Genomic DNA, 7429 nt, shown 5'->3' on the forward strand with positions numbered 1-7429 from the left:
GGACTGGGCGCGACGTTCGCGGGCGTGGCGGTGGGTACGGCGGTGGCGGGGTAGGGGTTTCTCCCCACGCGCCCGGCCGCAGGCCGGGAAGGGCGCGGGGCCGCCGGCCGGACCGGCCGGCGGCCGGGCACGGCGCTGCGCGCCGGACGCCCCCGGGGCCGAGGGAAGGCGCGCCGACCGCCCGCCGAGAAGCCCTTGCCGCGCACCGCGCGGAGCCCGCGGCCCCGGCCCGGGCGAAGCCCGGCCGGGCCGGGAAGGGCCGGGCCGGGCCGGCCGAACGCTGCGGCCGCGGGCCGGCTCGCCCACGAGCCCTCCCCCAGCCGCCAGGCTGGGGGAGGGTGGGGGAAAACCCCCGGCCTCAGCCCGCCGGCACCCGGGTCCGCCGCGGTGGCGCCGCGGCGGCGGACCGCCGGCCCGCCGGGCGCGAGGCCATGGCCACGGCCGCCACCAGCAGCGCGGCGCAGACCGCCGCCAGCCCGGCGACGAGGTAGACGCGGTCCAGGCCGGCCGCGAAGGCCGCCGCCGGCGGGCCGGCGGCCGTGGCCACGCGGTCGGCGAAGAGGGTGCCGAGGACCGCGACGCCCAGCGCGAAGCCCAGCTGGCGGAACGTGTTGACGGCACCGCTCGCCATGCCGGCCCGCTCCGGCGGCGCCGCCGCCAACGCCGCGGAGACCAGCACCGGGATGGCGATGCCGACACCCACGCCCGTGAGGACCAGGCCCGGCACCAGCACCGTCCACGACGAGTCGGCGGAGATCGCGGTCTGCGCCAGCGCGCCGGCGCCGATCAGCAGCAGGCCGCCGCTGACCGCCGCCCACGGCGGCACCCGCTGGAGCAGCCGGCCGCCGACGCCCGCCACGACGAACGCCGCGGCCGCCATCGGCACCACCGCGAGGCCGGCGCGGACCGGGCTGAGGTGCTGCACGTCCTGGAGCCACAGCATGGTGAACGCGTAGTGCGCGAAGGCCGACGCCGTCAGCACCATGCCCGCCACCATCAGGGCGGCGAACGACGGTTGCCGCATCAGCCGCAGATCGAGCAGCGGGTGCGCGGACCGGCGTTCGACCACCACGAACGCCGCAAGGGCGAGCGCCGCGACCACGAAGGAGGCCAGCGTCACGCCGTCCGTCCAGCTCTCCTCGCCGCCCCGGATGAGGCCGTAGGTCAGCGCTCCGGCGGTCAGCGTGAACGCGACCGTGCCCGGCCAGTCGACGCGCGCACCGCCGTCGCCCCGCGACTCGGCGATCCACCGCCACGTGAGGGCGATGGTCAGCGCGCTGAACGGCAGGTTGACCAGGAAGATCGCCGGCCACTCCAGGTACTGGGTCAGCACTCCGCCGAGCAGCACGCCGAGCGCCGAGGCGGCGCCGCTGACCGCGCCCCAGACGCCGAAGGCGACGCCGCGGTCCCGGCCCTGGTAGGCGGCGGCCAGCAGCGGCGCGTTGGTGGCGAACATGGCCGCGGCGGCGAGACCCTGCACGGCCCGCGCGGCGATCAGCGTCCTCGCGTCGGGCGCGAGCGCGCAGGCCAGCGAGGAGACGGCGAAGCCGGCCAGGCCGAGCACGTAGACCCGGCGGCGGCCGAGGATGTCGCCGGCCGCGCCGGCGGCCATCAGCAGCGCGGCGAGCGCCAGCGCGTAGGCGTCCATCACCCACTGGAGGTCGGTGAGGCCCGCGTCCAGGTCCTCGGCCATCCGCGGCAGCGCCGTGACGACGATGGTGACGTCGATCAGCAGCATGAAGTTTCCGAGGCAGACCGCGACCAGCGGCCACCACTTTCCCTTGTTCTCAGAAGACACGGCACCAGGCTGGTGAGCCGGCCACTGATTCCCTAGCTATCAGCACCAGAACAGCGCTTTCCGACTTGGACTAGCCTCGACCCGGTGGAATTCGACACGTTGGACCGTGACATCACCCAGGCGCTCCACTTCAACGGCCGGGCTTCGTTCACCCTGATCGCCGAGATCCTGGGCGTCTCCGACCAGACGGTGGCCCGCCGCTACGCGCGGCTGCGGTCGGTGGGAGCGCTCCAGGTGTGCGGGATGACGTGGCCGCGGGCCGTCGGCGCGACCCTCTGGACGGTGCGGGTCGGTTGCCCGCCGGTCGCCGCCGCCGACCTGGCGGAGGCGCTGGCGCGGCGCGACGACACGATGTGGGTCTCGCTGGTTTCGGGCGGCACGGAGATCGTGCTGGCGGTCAGGATCGGCGAGGGCGGCTCGTTGCTCGACCGGCTGCCGCACAGCCGCCAGGTCACGCGGATGAGCGCGCAGTGCCACCTGCACACCTACTTCGGCGGCCCGCAGAACATGGTCAACAAGATCGGCACGCTCACCCCGGCGCAGATCGAGCGGTTGGCGACGCCGGAGCCCGGGCCGCCACCGGGGCCGGTGGCCGGGCTGACCGACCAGGACCGGACGCTCCTGGCCGAACTGCGGAAGGACGGGCGGGCGCCGGTGCCGGAGCTGGCCGCCGCCACCGGGTCGGCGCCGGCCACGGTGCGCCGGCGGCTCGCGGAGCTGCGGGCGAACGGCACGCTCTACTTCGACGTGGAGTCCGACTGGCGGCTGTTCGGCCTCGGGGCTCGGGTGTGCGTGTGGCTGACCGTGCCGCCGGCCCGGCTCGCCGCGACCGGCGCCGCGCTGGCCGCCCATCCGGAGGTGGCGTTCTGCACCGCGATCACCGGCGACAGCAACATCTTCGCGTCGATCACCTGCACCGACGCGGCCTCGCTCTACTCCTACCTGACCCACCGGATCGCCGCGCTGCCCGACGTGCAGCGGATGGAGATCTCGCCGTCCCTGCGGGTGATCAAGGGCATCGTGCCGCGCGGCCCGGCGGCCCGTTCGCCACAGGACTGGCGGTAGGACCCACGATGAAACCGGCGGCGGGTCTGGTCGCGGGTCCGGCGGCGGGTCCGCGTCCCGGTCCCGACAAGGCCGACCGTAAATCCCACGGGGGACGAGGGTCGTGCAGGACGATGCCTCTATGTCAGAAATGCCGCATCACGCCCAGTTCGGGTATCTCGTGTGGGTCATCCTGTTCGCCGCCATGTTCACGTGGGAGGGCATCGGCATGCTGCAACCCACCGACTCCTATCCCACCCTGAGCCAGGCCATGGGGGCCGCGATGCGCCATCAGTTCGGCCGTTGGGCGCTGTTCACCGCCTGGATCTGGTTCGGTTGGCACGCCTTCGTGCAGAACTGGCATTTCCTGCTCCGCGGCCCCGGGCCCGTGGGATAGCGGTCCGGCATGGTGCTCGGACTCGTCTCCATCGCCGTCATCTACGTCCTCGTGATGATCTACCTCCGGGTGGGCGTACGGCTCGTGCGCGAGGATCCGGACGGCCATCCGCGCCGCCGCCACCCGGAGCGCGCCGGCTGGCCCGAGTTCGCCCGGCAGCTCGCCGGCACCTTCGTGGGCGGCTGGCTGCTGCTGATGGTGGTGGTCGTGGGCTACTTCGGCGGCCTGGCCCGGCACAACTTCGACTTCGTGAAGGACGCGACGACCGGCACGCTGTCGTTGATGGCCGTCGTCTATCCGCTCTTCCTCGGCCTGGCCTGGGTGCGGAGCCGGATCAGGGCCAGGTGGCCGGGCACCGGGCCCGGCGCCGGCCGACGCCGCGGGTCGGCCGTGGACTCCGGCACAGGGCACGGCGGGGACCCGGCGAACGGCGTGGTGTCATGGGAGAGGCAGAAAGACCATCCCGACCACCCGAACCGTTGAGAGCGTGAAAGAGGGCGTGAAGGTTTCATGAGCACGCACTACGACGTCGTCGTCCTGGGCGCCGGCCCCGGCGGCTACACCGCGGCGGTCCGCGCCAGCCAGCTGGGGCTGCGGACCGCGGTCATCGAAGCGAAGTACTGGGGCGGGGTGTGCCTGAACGTCGGGTGCATCCCGTCCAAGGCACTGCTCCGCAACGCCGAGCTGGCCCACACCTTCACCCACGAGGCGAGCACCTTCGGCATCCGGGTCGAGGGCACCGTCAGCTTCGACTACGGCGAGGCGTTCCGGCGCAGCCGCAAGGTGGCCGACGGCCGGGTCGCCGGCGTGCACTACCTGATGAAGAAGAACGGCATCACGGAGTACGACGGCATCGGCACCTTCTCCGACCCGCACACGCTCCAGGTCGCGCTCACCGGCGGCGGCACCGAGACGGTCACCTTCGACCACTGCGTCATCGCGGCCGGCGCCACCACCCGGCTGCTGCCCGGCACCCAACTCAGCGACCGGGTGGTCACCTACGAGGAGCAGATCCTCACCGAGGAACTGCCGGGATCGATCATCGTCGCGGGGGCCGGCGCGATCGGCGTCGAGTTCGCCTACGTGCTGCACAACTACGGCGTCAAGGTGACCATCGTCGAGTTCCTGGACCGGATGGTGCCGCTGGAGGACGCCGACGTCTCCAAGGAACTGGCCCGGCAGTACCGCAAGTTGGGCATCGAGGTGCTGACGTCCACCCGGGTGGACGCCATCGACGACGCGAACCCGTCGGCGCCGGTGCGGGTCACGGTGACCGACGCCAAGGGCGAGCAGCGGGTCCTGGAGGCCGACAAGGTGCTCCAGGCCATCGGCTTCGCGCCGCGGGTCACCGGCTACGGCCTGGAGAACACCGGCGTGGCGCTGACCGAGCGCAACGCCATCGCGGTGGACGGGCGTTGCCGCACCAACGTGCCGCACATCTTCGCCATCGGCGACGTGACCGCCAAGCTGATGCTGGCGCACGCGGCCGAGGCGATGGGCGTGATCGCGGCCGAGACCATCGCGGACGCCGAGACGATGGAGCTCGACTACGTGATGATCCCGCGCGCCACCTACTGCCAGCCGCAGGTCGCCAGCTTCGGCTACACCGAGGCGCAGGCACGGGAGTTGGGCTACGACGTCAAGGTCGCCAAGTTCCCGTTCACGGCCAACGGCAAGGCCCACGGCCTGGGCCAGCCCACCGGCTTCGTCAAGCTGGTCAGCGACGACACCCACGGCGAACTCCTGGGCGCCCACCTGATCGGCCCCGAGGTGACGGAGCTGCTGCCGGAGTTGACACTGGCCCAGCAGTGGGACCTGACCGTGCACGAGGTGGCCCGCAACGTGCACGCCCACCCGACGCTGGGCGAGGCCGTCAAGGAGGCCGTCCACGGCCTGGCCGGCCACATGATCAACATGTGAGCGGCCACTGAGCGGTGGGCCGCCGGGTGACCGGCGGCCCATTGTCGTGTGGGGGTGTAAGGAGGGCGGAGGTGCCGGACATTGCCGGGCATGGACTCAGAGGAACAGGACTGCGACGACCGCGCCGAGCGGTTCGAACGGCTCTTCCGTTCGACGCTCCGCCGCGTGACGGCGTACTGCCTGCGCCGGACCGACCGGAGCGCGGCGCACGACGCGGTGTCCGAGGTGTACGCGGTCGCCTGGCGGCGCCGCGCGCGGCTGCCGGACGATGACCACCAGGCGCTGTTGTGGCTGCTCGGCGTGGCACGCAACGTGCTGGCGAACCAGGCGCGTTCGCAGCGGCGCTGGTTCCGGCTGCTGCGCCGGGCCGGCGAGCGGGCCGAGGTGGTGACGCCGGCCTTCGACACCGGCACGCCCGATCTCGACGCGGCGCTCGCCGCGCTGTCGGACGCCGACCGTGAGGTGCTGCGGCTGGCCTACTGGGACGACCTGTCGCACGACGACATCGCGGCCGTCCTCGGCATCGGCACCGGCGCGGTCACCACCCGGCTGCACCGGGCGCGGCAGCGGCTGAGGCCGCACCTGACCGACTCGGGGCACGCACACGACACCAGCGAAGGGGAGCTCACGGATGCGCGGCGATGAGGAGTTGGAGGCGGTGCTGCGGGGCTCGGACCCGGTGCGGGACGAGGCGCTGCCGGACCCCGAGGGACCTGACGGGCTGCGTGTCCTGACCGGGGCGCGGCGCCGCGCGGGGCGGAGCCGGCTGCGGCGGCTGCTGGTGATCCCGTCGGCCGTCGCCGTCACCATGGGCGCGGCCACGGCGGGCGTGGTGCTGGCGACGGGCGGGGGCGCGGTGGTCGACTCGACCCTGGTGCGCTGCATGGCGCCCGAGAGCGGCTACCGGATCGTCCCCGAGGACGACCCGCTGCCCTACATGAACACGGAGTTCAACGCCGCCACCGACGATCTCGCCGAGGTCTGCCGGTGGACGCTCATCGAGGCGGGCAGCGGGGATTCCCTGCTGGCCGACACCCCGGTCACCCCCTGCGTGGACGACGCCGGCCTGATCATCGTCCGCCCGGGCGGCACGGGCGTCTGCGCCGAGAACGACGAGGTGCTGTACGTCGGCGTCACGGAGGAGCAGCAGCGGCTCGCCGAGTTCCGGCTGGCGCTCGACGAGACCTACCGGAACGTCGAGTGCTTCCCGATGGCGGAGTTCCCGGCCGTGGTCGACCGGCTCCGGGCTGAGCACGACCTGTCTGGGTGGACGGTGCGGCTCTCGGACGAGACACCGGGCGACTGCGTGGGCCACGTGCTGTTCCGGGAGGCCGAGCGGGAGATCACCGCCTGGGCCATGGACGAGCGGATGCTGGAGGAGGTCCTCGGCTGAGTCGGGCCGCCCGGCTACTCCCCTCGTCGTACCCGCCGGGGCGGCGCCGCGCCTACCGTTGGCCGGGTGCGGACCCATCTGCTGTCGCTCGCCCTGACGTTCGGGGTCGGCTGCCTCACCGCGGCCGACCTGGCGTCCAACGTGCCGGGAACGCGGGAGGACGACTGGTTCAGCTGGCTGGTGTACGCGGTCTCGATGGTCGGGCTGCTGGCGCACCGCGTCCGGCCGATGACCTCGGCGGCGGTGGCCGGCGCCGGTTGTGTGGTGTGGACGTTGCACGGCCACATCGGTGAGCTGCTGAACCTGCCGGCGATGGTGGCGCTGTACCACGTGGCGCTGGCCGGCGACCGGCGGCGCTCGCTGTGGGTCGGGGCGCTGGCGGCGCTGTTGGCCGGTGGCGCCGCGGTGGCGGCCGGCCAGGAGGAGGGCAGCGCGGTGCCGTCGCCGGTGCTGGAGATGGTGGTCCCGCTGGTGCCGCTGCTGCTCGGCGAGGCGGTGCGCGGCCGGCGGGAGTTGGTGCGGCACGCGCTGGCGGAGCGGGAGCGGGAGGCGGAGCGCCGGGTGCGGGAGGAGCGGATGCGGATCGCCCGCGAGCTGCACGACATCGTGGCGCACACCGTCTCGGCGATGACGGTGCACGCCGGGGTGGCGCTCGAAGCGCTCGACCGGCGCCCCGAGGTGGCCAGGACGGCGTTGCGGCAGGTGCGGGAGTCGGGCCGGGAGGCGGTGGCCGAACTGCGGGCCACGGTGACGGTGTTGCGCGAGGCGGGCCCGGCCGCGCCGGTGGGGCCGGCGCCGGGGCTCGACCAACTGCCCGAGCTGGTGGAACGGTTGGCGGGGGGCGCGTTGCGCGTGACGCTGCGCCGCGCGGGGGCGG

At 73.7% G+C, this 7429-nt stretch carries 8 protein-coding genes; 7 read left to right on the forward strand and 1 reads right to left on the reverse strand.

Features of this window, described 5'->3' with window-relative positions:
- Positions 1 to 358: 358 nt before the first annotated feature.
- Positions 359 to 1798 carry an MFS transporter gene (locus tag E1283_RS28110; RefSeq protein ID WP_279571297.1) on the reverse strand — a complete coding sequence of 480 codons (1440 nt, stop codon included), beginning with the start codon at positions 1796 to 1798 and terminating at the stop codon, positions 359 to 361.
- Between the two features lie 84 nt (positions 1799 to 1882).
- Here E1283_RS28110 and E1283_RS28115 point away from each other — a divergent pair, with 84 nt between their 5' ends.
- The 7 genes from E1283_RS28115 to E1283_RS28145 form a co-directional block, all read left to right on the forward strand.
- Positions 1883 to 2863, forward strand: a complete 981-nt coding sequence (locus tag E1283_RS28115) for an Lrp/AsnC family transcriptional regulator (protein ID WP_132820972.1) — start codon at positions 1883 to 1885, stop codon at positions 2861 to 2863.
- A gap of 121 nt (positions 2864 to 2984) precedes the next feature.
- Positions 2985 to 3239, forward strand: coding sequence for a DUF6186 family protein (locus E1283_RS28120; protein WP_132820973.1), 255 nt, complete (start codon positions 2985 to 2987; stop codon positions 3237 to 3239).
- 9 nt (positions 3240 to 3248) lie between these two features.
- Positions 3249 to 3722 carry a DUF6256 family protein gene (locus E1283_RS28125; protein ID WP_132820974.1) on the forward strand — a complete coding sequence of 158 codons (474 nt, stop codon included), beginning with the start codon at positions 3249 to 3251 and terminating at the stop codon, positions 3720 to 3722.
- Positions 3723 to 3749: 27 nt separating this feature from the next.
- Positions 3750 to 5159, forward strand: coding sequence for a dihydrolipoyl dehydrogenase (lpdA, locus tag E1283_RS28130; RefSeq protein ID WP_132820975.1), 1410 nt, complete (start codon positions 3750 to 3752; stop codon positions 5157 to 5159).
- Positions 5160 to 5249: 90 nt separating this feature from the next.
- Complete coding sequence (locus E1283_RS28135; RefSeq protein ID WP_132820976.1) at positions 5250 to 5804, forward strand: RNA polymerase sigma factor; 555 nt, start codon at positions 5250 to 5252, stop codon at positions 5802 to 5804.
- Entirely contained in the window at positions 5791 to 6552 is a 762-nt protein-coding gene (locus E1283_RS28140; protein WP_132820977.1) for a hypothetical protein, read from the forward strand. The genes E1283_RS28135 and E1283_RS28140 overlap by 14 nt, the downstream gene beginning before the upstream one ends.
- Positions 6553 to 6618: 66 nt before the next feature.
- The coding region (locus E1283_RS28145) for a histidine kinase dimerization/phosphoacceptor domain-containing protein (RefSeq protein ID WP_243745158.1) at positions 6619 to 7429 on the forward strand (811 nt) is incomplete at its 3' end.

It is taken from the genome of Streptomyces hainanensis (genome assembly GCF_004348415.1).
GTDB classification, from domain to species: Bacteria; Actinomycetota; Actinomycetes; order Streptomycetales; family Streptomycetaceae; genus Streptomyces; species Streptomyces hainanensis.

Bases quoted from the DNA above. Each gene is read 5' to 3' on its own strand.
- E1283_RS28120 (WP_132820973.1), top strand. From the start codon at position 2,985: ATGTCAGAAATGCCGCATCACGCCCAGTTCGGGTATCTCGTGTGGGTC.
- E1283_RS28125 (WP_132820974.1), top strand. From the start codon at position 3,249: ATGGTGCTCGGACTCGTCTCCATCGCCGTCATCTACGTCCTCGTGATG.
- lpdA (WP_132820975.1), top strand. From the start codon at position 3,750: ATGAGCACGCACTACGACGTCGTCGTCCTGGGCGCCGGCCCCGGCGGC.
- E1283_RS28135 (WP_132820976.1), top strand. From the start codon at position 5,250: ATGGACTCAGAGGAACAGGACTGCGACGACCGCGCCGAGCGGTTCGAA.
- E1283_RS28140 (WP_132820977.1), top strand. From the start codon at position 5,791: ATGCGCGGCGATGAGGAGTTGGAGGCGGTGCTGCGGGGCTCGGACCCG.